Genomic DNA, 1,436 nt, shown 5'->3' with positions numbered 1-1,436 from the left:
TCCATATTAAACGCGAATTGGTATGATCTTCCAGCCGAAGCACACGGGCGCCCTGACCTGATCGGTCCCCGCGCCCCAAAGCACAAACAAAGGGAGAGGGCCGATGGGGCGACGCGCCCCATCGGCCCTCTCGTACCGGCCTTCCTTCAATCCGGCCCGTCCGGGCGACGTCTCGTCCCCCGGACGAGACCGTCCGTTAGAGCTCCTTCTTGTTCTCGGCGCCCGGCGTCGTCACGATGACCTTCGCGGGCGTGATGACGAGAGCGCCCTTGGCGGTGGCCGCCCCGTTGAACATCTTTTCGACCATGGCCTTGAAGGTGTCCACGACGGCCCCCTCCGTGACGTACTCCGCAGTTCCCTTGACCTGGTAGCCCTGCAGGCTCTGCGGATCGTAAACCGATACGGCGATCCTGCCGTTCTCCCGGACGTTCTTGAGGGTGGTGTCGAGGAACACGTCGCCAACGACCAGCTTCCCGTCTTCGCTCACGTCCTTGAACGCCACCGGAACGACGTTCGGCCCATCGGCAGAGCAGGTGGCCAGGTCCCACATGGCGCTCTTCAGCAGCTTCTTTACCTCTTCGTTCAACATCCGTATCGCCTCCACTGGGTCGTGTCTTGCACAGCGCTGCGCTCCGTTGCCTCGTTCCTCATCGCGGCTTTATTTTAGCATCGCCACTCCTTCCTTCAAAGATATAAGCAAATTTATTAGCGACTCATAAATTTAATAGCCGCTACAAATAACGAAGCGAGCGTGATATACTGAAGTTCTTCAACGAAGCCGCCGTTTGCACACGAAAAGAGGCCGTCATGTACCAGAAGAAGCTGGACCCGGACGTCCGTTGCCCCCTGGAATACGGGCTCGAGGTGTTCGGGGGGAAGTGGAAGTCCAGGGTGATCTGTGTGTTGAACGAGAAGAAGGTGCTGCGGTACAGCCAGATTCGCTCCGAGATGGCGAACATTAAGGACGCCGTGCTGGCCGGGACCCTGAAGGAGCTGATCGCCGACGACATCATCCGGCGCAAGTCCTACGACGAGATCCCGCCGAGGGTGGAGTACTCCCTCACGGAGAAGGGGCTGTCGGTCGTCCCCATCCTGCAGAGCATCTGCAGGTGGAGCGGGGTCTTGACCAGGGAGGGGGCGGAAAACCCGGACACCCTGTTCAAGCAGTGCCAGAAGTGCGATTACAACCGGCGCGCGAGGTGAAGCCCCAGGGCAGGGAGGGCAGCCGTCGGGCTTGAAGGGCGCCCTCCCCGGAAATGGCCTGACGACGGGCTCCGGGCCGTCAGCGGCCCCGCCGGGGCACCGGAGCGCAGTAGCCCGTCACCGTCAGGAGAAAGCGATCCGCTGCGCCCTCCGCCGTCCCCGGATCCGCCCAGGAGATTCGGGCCGGCGTGCAGGAGCCGTCCGTGTAGAAGTAGACGACCTCCGGCTCCATG

General features: G+C 62.0%; 2 protein-coding genes. One reads left to right on the top strand and one right to left on the bottom strand.

Annotated features, from left to right (window positions below; all coding sequences use genetic code 11):
* Nucleotides 1-196 precede the first annotated feature (196 nt).
* Nucleotides 197-589, bottom strand: a complete 393-nt coding sequence (locus SY1_RS09930) for a pyridoxamine 5'-phosphate oxidase family protein (RefSeq protein ID WP_015556944.1) — start codon at nucleotides 587-589, stop codon at nucleotides 197-199.
* A gap of 218 nt (nucleotides 590-807) precedes the next feature.
* On the opposite strand from SY1_RS09930, the gene SY1_RS09925 reads away from it, so the two are divergent.
* A complete protein-coding gene (locus SY1_RS09925; RefSeq protein WP_015556943.1) occupies nucleotides 808-1,203 on the top strand; it encodes a winged helix-turn-helix transcriptional regulator in 396 nt (131 codons plus the stop codon).
* The last annotated feature ends 233 nt before the right edge of the window (nucleotides 1,204-1,436 follow it).

Origin of the sequence: Fretibacterium fastidiosum (assembly GCF_000210715.1) — a bacterium.
In the GTDB taxonomy this organism is placed as follows: domain Bacteria; phylum Synergistota; class Synergistia; order Synergistales; family Aminobacteriaceae; genus Fretibacterium; species Fretibacterium fastidiosum.
The sequence above is the reverse complement of the archived record's forward strand: the minus strand, read 5'-3'. Positions and strand labels throughout refer to the sequence as shown.